The 15,507-nt window shown below is 63.5% G+C and carries 15 protein-coding genes; 8 read left to right on the top strand and 7 right to left on the bottom strand.

The genetic code is table 11. The features are described from left to right. Positions 1–5 precede the first annotated feature (5 nt). The 3 genes from EP237_RS04900 (at position 6) to ntrX (ending at position 5,137) form a co-directional block, all read left to right on the top strand. Complete coding sequence (locus EP237_RS04900; protein WP_127558701.1) at positions 6–1,382, top strand: response regulator; 1,377 nt, start codon at positions 6–8, stop codon at positions 1,380–1,382. Positions 1,383–1,520: 138 nt separating this feature from the next. Then, complete coding sequence (locus tag EP237_RS04895; protein WP_127558699.1) at positions 1,521–3,737, top strand: sensor histidine kinase NtrY-like; 2,217 nt, start codon at positions 1,521–1,523, stop codon at positions 3,735–3,737. Further along, positions 3,734–5,137 carry a nitrogen assimilation response regulator NtrX gene (gene ntrX / locus EP237_RS04890; RefSeq protein ID WP_127558697.1) on the top strand — a complete coding sequence of 468 codons (1,404 nt, stop codon included), beginning with the start codon at positions 3,734–3,736 and terminating at the stop codon, positions 5,135–5,137. The genes EP237_RS04895 and ntrX overlap by 4 nt, the downstream gene beginning before the upstream one ends. Positions 5,138–5,141: 4 nt before the next feature. Here ntrX and EP237_RS04885 read toward each other — a convergent pair whose 3' ends face one another. Further along, the gene (locus EP237_RS04885; RefSeq protein ID WP_127558695.1) at positions 5,142–5,627 is read right to left on the bottom strand and encodes a hypothetical protein; all 486 of its coding nucleotides are present in this window, start codon (positions 5,625–5,627) and stop codon (positions 5,142–5,144) included. A gap of 122 nt (positions 5,628–5,749) precedes the next feature. On the opposite strand from EP237_RS04885, the gene trkA reads away from it, so the two are divergent. The 5 genes from trkA (at position 5,750) to EP237_RS04860 (ending at position 11,106) form a co-directional block, all read left to right on the top strand. Beyond that, positions 5,750–7,126, top strand: coding sequence for a Trk system potassium transporter TrkA (gene trkA / locus EP237_RS04880; protein WP_127558903.1), 1,377 nt, complete (start codon positions 5,750–5,752; stop codon positions 7,124–7,126). Between the two features lie 24 nt (positions 7,127–7,150). Further along, a complete protein-coding gene (locus tag EP237_RS04875; RefSeq protein WP_240661496.1) occupies positions 7,151–8,644 on the top strand; it encodes a TrkH family potassium uptake protein in 1,494 nt (497 codons plus the stop codon). 145 nt (positions 8,645–8,789) lie between these two features. Then, positions 8,790–9,023: an RNA chaperone Hfq gene (gene hfq / locus EP237_RS04870; RefSeq protein ID WP_071689997.1), complete on the top strand. Its 234-nt coding sequence runs from the start codon at positions 8,790–8,792 to the stop codon at positions 9,021–9,023. Next, positions 9,020–10,321, top strand: a complete 1,302-nt coding sequence (gene hflX / locus EP237_RS04865; protein ID WP_127558691.1) for a GTPase HflX — start codon at positions 9,020–9,022, stop codon at positions 10,319–10,321. The genes hfq and hflX overlap by 4 nt, the downstream gene beginning before the upstream one ends. 56 nt (positions 10,322–10,377) lie before the next feature. Continuing rightward, positions 10,378–11,106, top strand: a complete 729-nt coding sequence (locus EP237_RS04860; protein WP_127558689.1) for a class I SAM-dependent methyltransferase — start codon at positions 10,378–10,380, stop codon at positions 11,104–11,106. Positions 11,107–11,109: 3 nt separating this feature from the next. Here the strand turns inward: EP237_RS04860 and EP237_RS04855 are convergent, their stop codons facing one another. From EP237_RS04855 to EP237_RS04830, 6 genes are all read right to left on the bottom strand, one after another. Then, a complete protein-coding gene (locus EP237_RS04855) occupies positions 11,110–11,331 on the bottom strand; it encodes a ribbon-helix-helix domain-containing protein (protein WP_127558687.1) in 222 nt (73 codons plus the stop codon). A 27-nt stretch (positions 11,332–11,358) separates the two neighbouring features. Next, complete coding sequence (locus EP237_RS04850; protein WP_127558685.1) at positions 11,359–12,285, bottom strand: Hint domain-containing protein; 927 nt, start codon at positions 12,283–12,285, stop codon at positions 11,359–11,361. A gap of 59 nt (positions 12,286–12,344) precedes the next feature. Then, positions 12,345–12,533, bottom strand: coding sequence for a DUF4169 family protein (locus tag EP237_RS04845; RefSeq protein ID WP_127558683.1), 189 nt, complete (start codon positions 12,531–12,533; stop codon positions 12,345–12,347). Then, on the bottom strand, positions 12,533–13,927 hold the full coding sequence (gene fumC / locus EP237_RS04840; RefSeq protein WP_127558681.1) for a class II fumarate hydratase: 1,395 nt from the start codon (positions 13,925–13,927) through the stop codon (positions 12,533–12,535). Before fumC ends, EP237_RS04845 begins: the two co-directional genes overlap by 1 nt. A 107-nt stretch (positions 13,928–14,034) precedes the next feature. Next, a complete protein-coding gene (locus EP237_RS04835) occupies positions 14,035–14,730 on the bottom strand; it encodes an SDR family NAD(P)-dependent oxidoreductase (RefSeq protein ID WP_127558679.1) in 696 nt (231 codons plus the stop codon). A 133-nt stretch (positions 14,731–14,863) separates the two neighbouring features. After that, entirely contained in the window at positions 14,864–15,424 is a 561-nt protein-coding gene (locus tag EP237_RS04830) for a class I SAM-dependent methyltransferase (RefSeq protein ID WP_127558677.1), read from the bottom strand. Between the last annotated feature and the right edge of the window lie 83 nt (positions 15,425–15,507).

Raw genomic sequence — 15,507 nt, 5'->3', positions numbered from 1 at the left:
CCCAAATGGATGGCACCGTACTTGTCGCCGATGATGACCGCACGATCCGCACTGTTCTGACACAGGCCCTGACGCGGGCGGGCTGCAAGGTTCATGCCACCTCCTCGCTGGTGACGCTGATGAGATGGGTGGATGAGGGCAAGGGCGATCTGGTGATCTCGGACGTGATGATGCCTGACGGGAACGGGTTGGAAATGCTGCCCAAGATCAGCGAAAAGCGCCCCGGCCTGCCGGTCATCGTGATCTCGGCCCAGAACACGATCATGACGGCCATTCAGGCGACCGAGGCGGATGCCTATGACTACCTGCCCAAGCCCTTCGACCTGCCAGACCTGATGAAGCGATCCGCCCGCGCGCTGGAACAGAAGCGCCGCGCGCCTGCGACCCGTGCGTCGAACGTGACCAGCAGCGAGGCCCCGCAGGAAGACCTGCCGCTGGTCGGGCGAACGGCGGCGATGCAGGCGCTTTACCGGCTGGTGGCGCGGGTGATGAATGCCGATCTGCCGGTTCTGGTGACCGGGGAAAGCGGCACCGGAAAAAGCCTGATCGCCCGCGCGATCCACGACTTTTCCGACCGGCGCACGCTGCCGTTCGTGACCGTCACAGCCTCTGATCTGGATGCCCCGGACGGTCCGCAGCAGGTGTTGAACCGGGTGCGTGATGGATCGCTCCTGTTCGATGAGATCGGGGATTTCGACGATGCCTCCCAGGGCCGGATCGTGCGGATGCTGGACGGGTTCGGCGATGGTGCGCCGCGTATCATGGCCACGAGCCAGAAGGACCTGACCGAACGGATGGAGGCAGGCGCCTTCCGGCAGGACCTGTTCTACCGCCTGTCCGGTGTCACCCTCGCGGTGCCGGCGCTGCGCGAACGAGTGGATGACATTCCGCTGCTGGCCGAGCATTTCCTGGCCCGCTCCGAACGCGACGGTCTGCCCGCCCGCCGGATGTCGCCCGGCGCGATGGAAATGATCCGCGCCTATAGCTGGCCGGGCAATGTGCGACAGTTGGAAAACACCGTGCGTCGATTGAGCGTGACCAGCCCGGTCGAGGTCATCGGCAAGCCCGAGGTCGAGGCGGTTCTTGGCAACCAGCCCGAAATCGAGCCGTTGATCGGGTCAGGGGATGGCGAAAAGCTGTCGGCCTCGGTCGCCAAGCATCTCAAGCGCTATTTCGACCTTCATGGCGGGGTCCTGCCGCCGCCGGGGCTCTACACCCGTATCCTGCGGGAAGTGGAAATGCCGCTCATTGAGATCGCGCTGGATGCCACCGGCGGAAACCAGGCGAAATGCGCCGATCTGCTTGGCATCAATCGAAATACGTTGCGTAAGAAGATCACCGACCTTGATATTCGCGTGACTCGCCGCCGGAAGTTGATGTAAAACCGCAACAGTAGCGTTGCCCGCATGTAACGGCGGGAATTGTGCTACCAGATTTTGCGGTCGGGCGGATCGTCTGCCCAACATAAGAGGCTTTTCCGGGTGAGTACCCCTGCGCAGAGTGATGCGGATTCCCCACTGATGCGGTTGCTGGCCCTGCGCCAGCAGCGCCGTCTGCGCACCATCGGCACATTTGCGCTGGTTCTGCTCGGCCCAGTTCTGGCGGTTGCGACCTTCCTTGTCATGGGGCCGCTCGGGCAGGTGGTCGCCTCTCCGTCGCTGCGTCTGGTGCTGCTCGCGGACCTTGTCTACACGCTGGTCGTGGCGGCACTGGTGCTCTATCGCGTGGCCAAGATGATCGCCGCGCGCCGCGCACAATCGGCCGGGTCGCGGCTGCACCTTCGGCTGACGGGCGTCTTCGTGCTGCTGGCATTGTTGCCCACGGTGGCGGTGGCGATCTTTGCGACGATCACCGTGAATATGGGGCTGGAGGGCTGGTTTTCCGACCGGGTCCGCAATGCGCTTGGCCATTCGGTGGAGGCTGCGCATGCTTATCAGCAGGAACACCGCGACGACCTGAGCGAGGATGCGGTGGCGCTGGCCGCCTTCCTGAACCTCAACCGCCGCGCCACGCCGTTTCTGGCCGATGGCGACCTGCGCCAGTTGCTCAGTCAGGGGCAGGGGGCGATTCAGCGCGGGCTGAGAGAGGCCTTCGTCATCGACGGTGGCGGTGAAATCCGCGCACGGGGTGAACGCAGCTATCTGTTTGATTATGAACGCCCGTCCGACGAGGATCTGACCGCTGCCGCGGAGGGCGATGTCATCCTGATCGAGGATCGGACAACCAATGAATTCCGTGCCCTTGTCCGCCTGACCGCCTTTGCCGACCGCTATCTCTATGTCAGCCGAGAAGTGGACGGGCAGATCATCGCGCTGCTGGATGAAACGCAGGCGACCGTGGGTCTGTATCGCCAGCTGGAAAGCGAGAGGGGGCAGTTCCTGTTCCAGTTCGGCCTGATCTACCTGGGCTTCGCCGTCATCCTGATCCTTGCCGCGATCTGGCTGGGGCTGTGGTTTGCCGAACGGCTGGCCCGCCCGGTCGGTCGGCTGGCGGGTGCCGCGCAGCGGGTCGGTGTGGGGGATCTGGACGTGCGGGTGCTGGAAGAGCCGGGCGATGACGAGATCGCCATGCTGGGACGTCTGTTCAACCAGATGACCCGGCAGTTGAAAGGCCAGCGCGAAGCGTTGATCGACCAGCATGACCGGACCGAGGAACGCCGCCGCCAGTTCGATTCCGTCCTCTCCTCGGTGACTTCGGGGGTCATCGGGCTCGACGCCGATGGCCGGGTCGATTTCATGAACCGCTCTGCCATTCGTCTGCTGGACCTCGTGGAACAGCGCGACCTTGGAATCAGCCTTGCGGTAGCCGTTCCGGAATACGAGGCCCTGTTTGCACGGCTGCGCGACCGGGCCGCCCCGGTGGTGCAGGAAGAAATCAAGGTCACGCGGCGGGGCAAGCTGGAAAGCCTGCTGGTGCGCATGTCGGTGCGGATGGATGAGACCGGCGATCTGGAAGGCTATGTGGTGGCCTTCGACGATGTGACCGACCTTGTCAGCGCACAGCGGATGGCGGCCTGGGGCGACGTTGCGCGCCGCATTGCGCATGAGATCAAGAACCCGCTGACCCCCATCCAGCTGAGCGCCGAGCGGGTGCGGCGCAAGTTCAGCAAGCTGCTGGATGAGGCCGATGCGGAGCAGTTGGGACAACTGACCGATGTGATCGTGCGCCAGACCAACGACCTGCGCCGGATCGTCGATGAATTCTCCAAGTTCGCGCGGATGCCGGAACCCGAACGCCAGCCGGAGGACATGTCGCGGCTGTTGTCTGATGCGGTTCTGCTGCAAAAGGCGGGCCAGCCCGGAACGCGCTTCGTGACGGATATTCCCGAGGGGCCGGTTCTGGCCGATCTCGACGCCACGATGATCGGACAGGCGCTGACGAACCTGATCAAGAACGGCGGGGAAGCCATTGAATCGTTGCAGGAAAAAGGCGCGCCAGAGGGGCATGAGCCGGAAATTCGCGTGGTGATGACGTTGCAGCCGGAGACGGTCGAAATCACCATCAGCGACAACGGCATCGGCCTGCCGCCCGACCGGGCGCGGCTCTTCGAACCTTACGTGACGACCCGGGAAAAGGGTACCGGTCTGGGCCTGCCGATCGTCAAGAAGATCATTGAAGAACATGGCGGGTCACTGGACCTGCTGGATGCGGAGCCATTCCAAGAGGGCGCGCATCCGGGGGCGATGGCACGGATCATCCTGCCGCGTTTGCCCGCAGAGGGAGGAGAAGCGATATGAGCGATATTCTGGTTGTCGACGACGAGCGCGATATCCGAGAGCTGATCTGTGACATCTTGCAGGATGAGGGCTTCACGACCCGCATGGCGTCGAATTCTGACGAATGCATGGCCGAGCTGAACAAGGAGCCGCCGGGGATGATGATCCTCGATATCTGGCTCAAGGACAGCAATATGGACGGGATCGACATCCTGTCCCATGTCAAGCGTGACAACCCCGATGTGCCGGTTGTGATCATCTCGGGTCACGGCAATATCGAGATTGCTGTCGCGGCAATCAAGCAGGGCGCGTTCGACTTCATCGAGAAGCCCTTCAATATCGACCAGCTTCTGGTGGTGATCCGCCGCGCCATGGAAGTCAGCCGCCTGCGCCGGGAAAACTCGGCGCTTCGCCGTCAGGATGGCCGGTCGGACGAGATGGTCGGGGCGGGCGCGGCCTTCAAGACGCTGAAATCGCAGCTCGACAAGGTTACCAGATCCAACGGCCGGGTGATGCTGACCGGCGGGCCGGGGTCGGGCAAGGAAATCTCTGCCCGCTACATTCACGCCCATTCCGACCGGGCCAATGCCCCGTTCGTGACGGTCAGTTCCGCCTCGGTGTCGCCGGAGCATATGGAAGAGGTTCTGTTTGGCCGCGAAAGCCCCGAACGCGGGGTGGAACAGGGGCTGCTGGAACAGGCCCACGGCGGGGTGATCTTCTTTGACGAGGTCGCCGATATGCCGTCTGGCACCCAGTCCAAGATCCTGCGGGTGCTGGTGGACCAGAGCTTTACCCGCGTCGGCGGTACGTCCAAGGTGCGGGTGGATCTGCGGGTCATGTCCTCGACCACGCGCGACCTGAAGGCGGAAATCGCCGCCGGGAATTTCCGCGAAGAACTGTATCACCGGCTGAATGTGGTGCCGATAGACGTGCCAAGTCTTGAGGAGCGGCGCGAAGACATTCCCGACCTGGCCCGCCATTTCATCGAGAGGTTCAACCGCGAACAGGGTCTGCCGCTGCGCGATCTCGGGCAGGATGCCGAGGCGATGCTGCAAACCATGCGCTGGCCCGGAAACATCCGGGAATTGCGCAACATGATCGAACGGGTGCTGATCCTTGGTGACGGCACCGGCCCGATCGAGGCGCGCGACCTTCCGGGGCAGGGGGCTGTTGCCAGCGAGGATGAACAGATCGCGCTGTCACCGGGCCTGACCACGCTGCCCCTGCGCGAGGCGCGCGAACTCTTTGAACGGCATTACCTGATGGCGCAGATCAATCGCTTTGGCGGCAATATCAGCCGCACGGCGAATTTCGTCGGCATGGAACGCAGCGCGCTGCACCGCAAGTTGAAATCGCTTGGCGTGGTGACCACGAACCGCGCCGGGGCCCGTGTGGCGCAGGTGGGCGACGGCGAGGAGTGATCCCTCAGGGGTTCACGATCATCGACGCGCCGCCGCTTCGGATGACGCAGGTGTCATTGGTCAGCGGTGCCATGATGGTCGAGGCGCGCACGGGCTGGTCCGATGGACAGATCGGCAGGCTGACCCGCGCATAGCCGCGCCCGCCCATGCATCCGGTGATGGCCCGCGCCCTCAGATCCTCGTTCAGATCCTCTGAATAGGGCTGCCCGCCTTCCCAATAGCCGGCGCTGGTCACGCAATTTCCGGCCGCGTCGCAGGTCGTCTGACCGGGGTGAAAGATGCGCGGGGTAAAGCGCGTGACGATCCGCGGCGGATAGGTGGTCAGCGCCTCGGCCTCGCAGATGGCGATGTCGCGGTCGCGGGCGGCGATGGACTGGCCTTCGGCATAATACTCGGACACCTGGCAGGCGGAGAGCGTCAGAAGGGAAAGGGCGACTGCAATGGGGCGGATCATGGCGGCCTCTGATTTGGTCATGGAATGCTCGATCATAGCCCGATTCCGCGTCTGCGCTGCAAGCCCTCTAAAGTGGCTGCCAATTGACGGCTGCCTGCGTCTCTGCCATGCAGAAGACCCGGCCCGGTGGCCGGTCAGACGAGGACGGGCAAGGGCCGATGAAGATCATCATTTGCGGGGCAGGTCAGGTTGGCTGGCAGATCGCCCGTCACCTTTCCGGCGAAAACAACGACGTCACCGTGGTGGACAACAACACCGAACTGGTGCGCCGGGCGACGGATACTCTGGATGTCCAAGGTATCACCGGCTTCGCGTCCTATCCCGATGTGCTGGACAAGGCGGGCGCGCGGGACGCGGATATGATCATCGCGGCCACCTTTTCCGACGAGGTCAACATGGTCACCTGCCAGGTGGCCCATTCGATCTTTGCCGTGCCGCGCAAGATCGCCCGTCTGCGGGCGCAAAGCTATCTGACCGCCGTCTATTCCGACCTTTACCGGCGCGAACATCTGCCCGTTGACGTGGTGATCAGCCCGGAACGCGAGGTCGCCAAGGCGGCACTGCGCAGGCTCGCCTCGCCTTCGACCTTCGACACGGAATATTTCCTGGGCGGCGAAGCGCTGTTGATGGGCATCCGGCTGGATGACGATTGCCCGGTCGTGAACACGCCTCTCAAACAGCTGTCCGAGCTCTTCTCTACCCTGCGCGCGATCGTCGTCGGCGTGCGGCGCGGCGGGACGCTGTTTGCGCCCGACCCGGGCGACCAGCTGTTCGCGGGCGATGAGATCTACGTCTTCACCCATGACAATGACGCCGCCCGCACGCTGGAGATTTTCGGCAAGCCCGTGCACCGGCAGGAACGGGTTGTGATTATCGGCGGAGGAAATGTCGGTCTTGCGGTGGCGCAGGAGCTGGAGAAATCCTCCACCCGTATCCGCGCCCGCGTGATCGAGAAAAGCCGCGATCAGGCCGAACGCGCTGCCGACGCGCTGAGCCGTACCATCGTGCTGCATGGCGACGGGCTGGATATCGATATCCTGCGCGAGGCCGGGGTGGAACGCGCCGATGCGGTGCTCTGCGTGTCCGATGACGACAAGACCAACCTGCTGGCCTCGGTCCGCGCCAAGGCGGCGGGGGCGGGCATGGCGATTGCGCTGGTGAACGACCCGACCATGGTTCAGATGATGGATGCGCTCGGGATTGACGCCTATGTGAACCCGCGCGCCACCACGGTCAGCTCCATCCTGCGCCATATCCGGCAGGGCCGGGTGCGCGGGGTCTATTCCATCGGCGATGCCGAGGCAGAGGTGATCGAGGCGCAGGTTCTGTCCACCTCGCCCATTGCAGGCCGCGAACTGCGCGATATCGACATCCCCGAAGGCGCGCTGATCGGCGCGATCCGCAAGCGTGACAAGGTGATCCGGCCGACCGGGTCCACCCGGATCGAGGAGGGCGACACGGTGGCGATCTTTGCGCTGTCCAAGGATGTGCCCGCGGTCGAGGCCCTGCTGCGCGTCTCGGTCGATTTCTTCTGAGCCATGGGGCAGTATCTTTCCAGAATGCCGCTGCTGGTCCTGCTGGTCGGGATCTGTGCACTGGCCATGCTGGTGCCCGCAGCCGTCGCGATGATCGAGGAAGACTTTCGCACCGGGCGCAGTTTCTTCTACTCGGCGCTGCTGTTTTTCATCCTGACCGTGGTTCTGGGCTTTGCCACGCAAGGGCTGAAGCCGGTGACCAGCGCGCGAAGTCACTTGGCGGGGCTGGCCCTGGCCTATCTGCTACTGCCAGCGATTCTTGCGGTTCCCCTGGCAGACGCCATTGGAAACACGCGGTATTTCAATGCCTATTTCGAGATGCTGTCCTGCCTGACCACCACCGGTGCGACGCTGTTCGATCCGGCCCGGCTCGGGGATGGGGAACATCTGTGGCGGGCGCTTGTGGGCTGGCTTGGCGGGCTGCTGGTCTGGGTCACGGCCATGGCGGTGATGGCCCCGCTGAACCTTGGCGGGTTCGAGGTGTCGTCGGAATCGCAGGGGCGGCAGGTGGTGTCCAGCGGCGCGCAGATGCAGGCCGCCGCGCCGGCGGTCCGCCTGCGGCGGGCGGTGCTGTTTCTGGCCCCGACCTATGCCGGGCTGACATCGCTGCTGTGGTTGCTGCAGGTGCTTGCGGGGGAACGCGATCTGACGGCGCTGGCCCATGCCATGGCGGTGATGTCCACCTCTGGCATTTCGCCCGAAGGCTCCCTGAATGCCCAACCCGGCGGCTTCGTGTCGGAACTGGTGATCTTCTGTTTCTTCATCTTTGCGCTGACCCGGCACAGTTTTGCCGATCGCGTCACCCCCGAAACCCCGCGCATCCTGTTTCACGACCGCGAATTGCGTCTGGCCGCCTATGTGGTGTTTGCGCTGACCGGCCTGTTCTTTCTGCGCCACTGGATCGGTGCGCTGGAGATCGAGGCCGCGGTCGAGGGGCGCTCTGCCCTGACAGCCCTTTGGGGAAGTCTGTTCACAATCACCTCTTTCGTGACCACGACCGGATTCGTCTCCGACTACTGGGCCGAAGCGCGGGGCTGGTCCGGCCTGCCGACGCCGGGGCTGTTGCTCGTCGGGCTGGCGCTGATGGGGGGCGGGGCCGCGACCACGGCGGGCGGCATCAAGCTGATCCGGGTCTATGCTCTCTACAAGCACGGCGCGCGTGAGTTGGGCAAGCTCAGCCATCCCCACTCGGTGGCCGCGGGCGGGCGCATGGGGCGGCGCATCCGGCGTGAGGGCGCCTATATCGCCTGGGTGTTCTTCATGCTGTTCATCCTGTCGACCGCCGCAATCATGCTGGCGCTGTCGATGACCGGGCTCGATTTCGAAGATTCCTTCGTGCTGGCGGCCGCGGCCCTGTCGACCACCGGCCCCTTGGCCGCTTTCGGTGGGGAACACCCGATCGTCTATGCGGCCCTGAGCGACCCTGCGAAAATGGTGCTGATGGGGGCGATGATCCTCGGACGGCTTGAAACGCTGGCGTTGATCGCCCTTTTCAATCCCGGTTTCTGGCGAATCTAGGCCGAATTGCTGCCTTTGCAGCATTCCGAGGCCAAGTTGCGGGAATCGGGGTGGAAATCCGCGAAAAACATGCACATACTGAGGGACAGGTTTTCATCGCGTTCCGCAATAAGGGACGGTAACAAAGAATAAGGCAAGGTTCCCGATGGCCGAAAGCAAGCAGAATCTGCAGGATGCGTTCCTGAATCATGTTCGCAAGACAAAGGTTCCGGTAACGGTTTTTTTGATCAATGGCGTCAAGCTGCAAGGCGTTATCACCTGGTTTGACAATTTTTGCGTCCTGTTGCGCCGCGACGGCCAATCGCAGCTTGTCTACAAGCACGCGATTTCCACCGTGATGCCGGCGCAGCCCATCAACCTCTATGACGGGGAAGAGTGAGCGCACCTGACCTGCACGGGACCGGCAAGTCCGGCCCGACTCGCGCCATTGTCCTGCATCCCGATATCAAATCGGATCGCGACCGCCGTGACGCAGGGCCCGCGCTGCAAGAGGCCGTGGCCCTTGCCGCTGCGTTGCCGGATCTGGAGGTCGTCGATGCCGAGGTCGTGCGCCTTCCCAAGGCGCAGCCGGGCCTTTTGTTCGGCACCGGCAAGATTGCCGAACTGAAGGAGAAGATCCACGCATCCGAGGCCGAGCTTGTATTGGTCGACGGCCATGTGACCCCTGTTCAGCAGAGAAACCTTGAAAAGGAATGGGGGGTCAAGCTGCTGGACCGGACCGGGCTGATCCTTGAAATCTTCGCGGATCGCGCTCGCACAAGGGAAGGCGTCTTGCAGGTTGAACTGGCGGCGCTGTCCTATCAGCGGACCCGACTGGTCCGGGCCTGGACCCACCTTGAACGCCAGCGCGGCGGACTGGGGTTCGTGGGCGGCCCCGGTGAAACCCAGATCGAGGCCGACCGTCGTGCCATTGACGAAGCGGTGACCCGGATCAAGCGTCAGCTTGGGAAAGTGGTGAAAACCCGAGCACTGCACCGGGCATCGCGCAAGAAGGTGCCGTATCCGGTGGTTGCGCTTGTTGGCTATACCAATGCGGGAAAATCCACCCTGTTCAACCGGTTGACCGGGGCGGAGGTGCTGGCCAAGGACATGCTGTTCGCCACGCTCGACCCGACGATGCGCGCCGTGGAATTGCCCGACGGCACCGAAATCATCCTGTCGGACACCGTTGGCTTCATCTCGGACCTGCCGACTCAGCTTGTGGCCGCCTTCCGTGCCACGCTGGAAGAGGTGCTGGATGCCGATCTGGTCTTGCATGTGCGCGATGTGGCCCATGCGGGAACCGAGGAACAGGCCGCTGACGTGGCCGCGATCCTGTCCGATCTGGGGGTCGACCAGAACACCCCGATGATCGAGATCTGGAACAAGATCGACCTGCTGCCCGCGGAGCGTCAGGAGGAGTTGCGCGCCGCCGCCGCCCGGCGAGAGGACGTTGTCGCCCTTTCGGCCCTGACCGGGGCCGGGCTGGAGGCGTTTCTGGAGGCGGTGACCACCCATCTTGCGCCGCCACGGTTTTCCTCGGTGGTGGAACTGCCCTATTCCGCAGGGCGCGCGCGGGCCTGGCTGTTCGAAGAGGGCGTCGTCGAAGCCGAAAGCCAGGGTGAACAGGGCTATCGGTTCGACGTGTTGTGGACCGCACGGCAGAAAAAGGCCTTTCATGCGCTGCCGCGCAGTTAGGCCGTGATGCTCGGGCGGGTCGTCTGCGCTGAGCCGGAAGAACAGGGGACCGGACCATGGGGTTCTTTTCAGACTACATTCCGCGCTCTGGCGACAAGCTGCTGACGAAATGGGCGCATTATTTCGAGGTCTATGAGCGGGAACTGACCCGCTTTCGCGCCAGGCCGGTGAGGTTCATGGAAATCGGCGTGTTCCGGGGCGGGTCGCTGCCGATGTGGAAAGAGTTCTTTGCGCCGGGATCGACCCTCGTTTTCATCGACATAGACCCCGACTGCAAAGCCCATGAAATCGAAGGCACCCATGTGGAGATCGGCAGTCAGGGCGACCCGGAGTTTCTGGCATCGCTTGCGGACAAGTACGGCCCCTTCGACGTTATTCTGGATGATGGCAGCCATCTGTGCCCGCACCAGATCGCCTCTTTCGAGGCGCTATGGCCGCATCTGGCCGACCGGGGCGTCTACATGGTGGAGGATTGCCACAGCTCCTATTGGCCGGGCTTCGGCGGCGGCTACCGGAACGAGGCGAGCTTTATCGAGTACAGCAAACGCCTGATCGACCGGATGCATTCCTGGTACACCGATCAGGACGCGCTGTTTCCCTTCGATGAAATGGCGCGACAGCTGAACAGCGTGCGGTTCTATGACAGCATTGTCGTGTGCGAGAAGCTGGACAAGCAGCAACCGCCGACCTCGCTGGCTATCCGGAACGGGAAAGTCGAGCCGTCCCGCAAGGCGTTGACCGTGCGCAACCGCACCTCTGTCTTTGCGAACAAGGATGGGCGGTAGGCGTCAGGGGCGGCGCTGAACCTCTTCCAGCACAAAGACCCGAATGGCCGAGGCCAGACCGCTTTCCATGCCCCGATCGGCGTCCACAATCGCAGCCAGTTCATTGATGGACAGGCCGCGCGTCTCTGCGATGCGGCGGAATTCCTGCCAGAACGGCTCCTCCAGCGAAACGCTGGTGCGGTGACCGTGCAGGGTAAGCGAACGTTTGACGGGGCGCGAGGGCATGGCCGTATCTGGCACGATATCGACGGGTCAGGAAACCCTTTGCAGCAGCGGCGCCTCCCATGGGCGCAGGGCCGGGCGCACGGCGGTATAGTGCGCCATCCGGTCGCCAATGGCCTGCGCAAGGTCTGACCGGGTGCGGGGGTCCATCATCGCCATTGTGCGGAACGAGGGTTGAAAGCTTTCGGTCTGCACCCCGTCGCAGAACAGCAGTTCATGCCGGTCGAGTAAAAGATGCACATAGCTGACGGGCCGGGCCGAGCGATCCACGACCACGCGGGAGCCATCCACCAGGCCCTTGGCGGGCGCCAGCATCTCCTCGTCATGGAACAGCAGTGCCGCATCGCCAAGGCAAAACCGGTGCTGCGGCGAGACGCGGATATCGCGGGCCGGGCGTCCGGGCCCGAAGGCATCCTTGCGGATCAGGATGGGGTGCAGATCACCTGCCACCCGTTTCAGCCCCGGAATATCGCTGCGCCCGATCCAGCGCAGGGGTTGCGGACCATTATCGGCGGTCAGCAGCATGTCACCGGGGCGCAAAGCCGCGACGGGAACCGGCCCACGAGGCGTGTCGATGCGGCAATCGGGGGTGAAGCAGACAACCTCCTCGTAGTCTATGCCGTCGGTATCTGACCATCCGCCCGCAAAACACCTGATCGTGCTGCCCTCGTCAAAGGCCGAGTCAGCCTGCGGGATCAGAAAGTAGCCGTCCGATGTATAGCTGTAGACGATGTCTTCGGTATGGGCCTGCCCGTCACTGTCGACGAAGCGCGTTTCGATCGTGCCGGACCACTGAATCGAATGGCCGACACCGTCAATCGAGACCATTTCGGCGCTGCCGGTGTCCTGCCCGTACCAATCGAGCTGATCGTCATCATCGGTGACGGTGAAGTCGACCGAATCCGAGTATTGCGTGAACCCGGCCCATTTATAGGCCGTCATTTCGTATGTCGGCATCGCGAATCCCCCAAGCGCGGCATTGGGGGGACTGTCGGATAAAGGGCTTGAGAAAGGGTTTACGCCTCCGCGTCGTCTTCGCTGCGATGCGCGTCCAAATCGCGACGGGCCTTGTCGCGTCGGGCGGTGTCCAGCGATTTCTCCGCCTTCGTCCGCCCGTATTTCACGGCATTTTCGTCGGCACGGGCCTTGCGTTCGGCCCGCGCCTTTTCCTTCCGGAACCGGTTCAGGTTGACCGGCTCTGCCATTACGCCTTGGGGCCGATCATCTGTTCGGGCCGCACCACGCGGTCGAAGGTTTCCTCGTCCACGAAGCCAAGCGCGATGGCCTCTTCCTTCAGGGTCGTGCCATTCTTGTGCGCGGTCTTGGCGACCTTGGTGGCATTGTCATAGCCGATGGTGGGCGCCAGCGCCGTCACCAGCATCAGGCTTTCCTGCATCAGCTTCTGGATACGCGGGCCATTGGCCTCGATGCCAAGCAACATGCGCTCGGTGAAGCTGTCGGCGGCGTCGCCAAGCAGCTGGATCGATTGCAGCAGGTTATAGGCCATCATCGGGTTGTAGACGTTGAGCTCGAAATGCCCCTGGCTGCCCGCGAACTTGATCGCGGCGTCATTGCCCATCACATGGGCCGCGACCTGGGTCAGTGCTTCGGCCTGCGTCGGGTTCACCTTGCCCGGCATGATCGAGCTGCCCGGTTCATTTTCCGGCAGGATCAGTTCACCAAGGCCCGAGCGGGGGCCGGAGCCCAGAAGGCGGATGTCGTTGGCGATCTTGTAGCAGCTGCCCGCGACGGTGGCCAAGGCGCCCGACATGAAGACCATCGCGTCATGGGCGGCCAGCGCCTCGAACTTGTTGGGCGCGGTCACGAAGGGCAGACCGGTGATCTCGGCCATGTGGCCCGCAACGGCGCTGTCCCAGCCCACTTGCGTGTTGAGCCCGGTGCCCACGGCGGTGCCGCCCTGCGCAAGCTCGTAGATGCCGGGCAGGCAAGCGTTCACGCGCGCGATGCCCTGCCGGATCTGGTGGGCGTAGCCTGAAAATTCTTGTCCCAAGGTCAGCGGCGTCGCATCCTGCGTATGCGTGCGGCCGATCTTGATGATGTCCTTGAATTCCTCGGATTTCTGTTCGAGCCCGGCCAGCAGCTTGCTCAGGCCCGGCAGCAGAACATCCCGCACGCTCATCGCGGTGGCGATATGCATCGCGGTCGGGAAGGTGTCGTTCGAGGATTGCCCCATGTTGCAATGGTCATTGGGGTGGACGGGGTCCTTCGAGCCGATGACGCCGCCGAGGATCTCGATGGCGCGGTTGGCGATGACCTCGTTGGAATTCATGTTGGACTGGGTGCCCGACCCGGTCTGCCAGACCACGAGCGGGAAGTTGTCGTCGAACTTGCCCTCGATCACTTCGCCCGCTGCCTGAATGATCGCGTCGGCCAGTTTGGCGTCGAGCTTGCCGGTGGATTTGTTCTCCATCGCGCAGGCCTTCTTGATGACGCCAAGGGCGCGCACGATGGCAACGGGCTGCTTTTCCCAACCGATAGGGAAGTTCATGATGGACCGCTGCGTCTGCGCGCCCCAATACTTGTCGGTGGGAACTTCGAGCGGTCCGAAGCTGTCGGTTTCGGTGCGGGTTGCGGTCATCTCTTGTGGCCTCCTGCGAATGGGTTGCGACAGGCTATAAGGCGCAAGCGACACGGGGGCAATCATCGCCGCGCGATGTTGGCGCAAACAGCCGCAGGCCATGGTTCTCAGAGCCGATAGCCCCCCGAAACCGTCAGGACTTCGCCGGTGATAGACGCCGCCGCATCGCTGGCAAGGAACCGAACCGCTGCGGCAATATCCTCGGGGCGGGCGAGGTGACCGAGTGCCGTTTCTTTCACGAACAGCTCGGTCAGATCATCGGGGCGGGGGTCCTCCAGGATGTTGACCGCCCCGGGGGCCACCGCATTGACCCGGATGCCACGCGGGCCGAGCTCTTTCGCCATGCCTCGGGTCCACAGGTTGAGCGCGGCCTTGCTGGCCCCGTAGATCGCCGCGCCCATGGGGGGCAACACCGCGTTGACCGAAGAGATGTTCACGATGGCTGCGCCGGGGTCCAGATGCGGCAGGGCAGCGGTCAGGAGCGCGTCAGGCGCCAGCAGGTTCACGTCGAGGATGGTGCGCAGGGCAGGGGCGTCATGCGCATCGACCGGCGAGGATGCGACCTGCCCGGCATTGTTGACGATCACATCGAGCCGTCCAAACCGCTTGACGATCTGCGCAACCACTTCGTCCGCCGCGCCCGGCTCCGTCAGATCGCTTTGTAGGGTGAGGATGCTGTCCGGCAGATCCTCGGGTTGCGTGGACAGCCAGGTGATTGCAACGTCGTGGTCTTGTGCAAAATCACCCGCAATCGCCTTGCCAATGCCGCGTGCGCCGCCGGTGATCAGAACGGTCTTGGTCATCACAATGTGCTCCCGGTTGCTTTGCCCGAGGCTAGGCGCATCCTGCGAGGGGAGCAATGACCCGTCATCAGGCGCGGGGAAGGATCTTCGAAGATCCTTTCAAAGCCCTTGCAAGGGCTTTCCACCGCCCGGATCACACGGTCGGGCAAGCAAAACGGTAGACACGCGCGGGGGGCAGGTTGCCCCAGATCTTGCGGCTGGTGGTCCATGTCAGGCCCATGGCGGCGCGGATCTCGGCCTTGACGGGCGGTTTCGGGCCGTAGGTGAACTGAATATAGGTGCCGGTCGGTCCGACCTGCTTGAACGTGCCGCTCAGGATCGCGGATTGCAGATCATAGGGCATCGACAGCAGCGGCAGGCCAGACACCACCGCCTGCGCGCCCTCTACGGGCAGATCGCCCACATCGCCCGCCGACATCTGGTAGACATTCAGCCCCGGAAAATCCGCGCGCAGCCGGTCGCAGAACACAGGGTTCATCTCGATCGAATGGATGTTCTCGACCGGAATCCCCCGGTCGATGATCGCCTGCGTGATCCGCCCGGTACCAGCACCCAGTTCGATCACCGGACCACCCGCAGGATCCAGCGTCGCCGCCATTTCCGCCGAAAGGGCACGGGACGAGGGCGCCAGCGCCACCACCTGATGGGGTTTCTTCAGAAGCTGCGCAAGGAACAGACCAAGATCGTCGGACATGGAACACCTTCAAGGAAATGCTTTCCCGCGTCATAAGCCACGCCCCGCCGTCCCACGCAAGGGACAAGCGCCTGCGTCATCAA

The organism is Nioella ostreopsis (genome assembly GCF_004000255.1).
Classification (GTDB): Bacteria; Pseudomonadota; Alphaproteobacteria; order Rhodobacterales; family Rhodobacteraceae; genus Nioella; species Nioella ostreopsis.
Note: the sequence above shows the minus strand (reverse complement) of the source record. Positions and strands in the feature narration are given on the sequence as shown.